The sequence below is a fragment of the Candidatus Similichlamydia epinepheli genome (genome assembly GCF_003056015.1).
Genome location: NZ_PPEU01000147.1, coordinates 1 through 1,209, shown reverse-complemented (window position 1 = coordinate 1,209; position 1,209 = coordinate 1). Strand labels below are relative to the sequence as shown.

The window sequence follows — 1,209 nt, the reverse complement described above, 5'->3', positions numbered from 1 at the left end:
AATTGCTCTTAAAGAAAAAAAACCTCAGATTGTACTTTCAACTCCAGAAGCCTTCGTTCAAAAAACATTTTCTTCCGAAGCACTTGAACGAAATCTATTTACAATTCACACAAACGAAATTTGTCCATTACAGAGCCTTTACGAAATATTAAAAAGTCTTGGTTTTTCTGAATCATCTTTAGTAATTTCTCGAGGGAGTTTTGCACGTCGTGGCGCAGTTTTGGATGTTTTCCCTCCACATGAGTCGGCCCCTTTTCGTTTAGAATGTGTTGGTGATGAAATAGAATCTATTCGAACTTTTGATCCAAGAAGTCAGCGTTCTCTAGAAGAAAAAAAAGAAGTTAACCTATTGCCAGCTCAAGAGCAGTCATTAAATTGTCTCGTTCCACTCTTAGATCACTTGGATGATCCATTAATCTTTTTTGATGGAATGGAAAAGTTGGAAGATCGTTTTCTGGATATGGAAGAAATGGTATCAGGCTCCTTTTTTGTTCGAATAAAAGAATTTATAAAAGAACACAAGCATAAATCAATTGGTTTCGTAGACGCTGATTTAAACAGTGTATCCACTCATCTTTCAGGGAATCTTTCCCCAACAATCTTTAGAAGAAAAATGAATTGGATGAGTTTTGAAAAAAACACATATTGTCTAACGTGCCCTTTTTCAAAATTCCCAGATGGCCTTCTTGAAAGGGAATCAACTGTATCTGAAAAAAGTGCCTCCCTTACTGCAGTCCAACTAATGCTGGAGCAAGAGTACGATTTACAACTTGTTTCCAATACTAAGCAAGAAACAAAAAAGGTTATTTCTGAGTACGGAATACCTAAAGATAAAATCAAGTTTAATAGTGGTCAGCTGTCTTCAAGTGTTCTTTCTATAAAAGAAAAAATAGCCATTCTTTCAGCTAATGATCTCCTTAACAAACCTGTACAAATATGTACTCAAGCTAGGCCTATATATTCATCGTTAGAAAATCCTATTTGTTCATATTCTCCTGGAGATTATGTAGTTCATTTTTCTAATGGCCTGGGAATTTACAGGGGAATTGAAAAAAGATGCCTTGCTTCAGGACATGAATCTGAATTCATAGCATTAGAATACGCTGGAAAATCACTTCTTTATATCCCTATTCACCAAGCACATTTAATAACTCCATATATCAATACGAAGGGTAAGCCACCCAAGCTAGATCTTTTAGGTTCCAATCA

1 protein-coding gene is annotated in these 1,209 nt (G+C 35.5%); it reads left to right on the top strand.

Annotated features, from left to right (window positions below):
• A partial coding sequence (locus tag GCCT14_RS05035; RefSeq protein WP_157952648.1) for a CarD family transcriptional regulator occupies nucleotides 1–1,209 on the top strand: 1,209 nt, incomplete at both ends.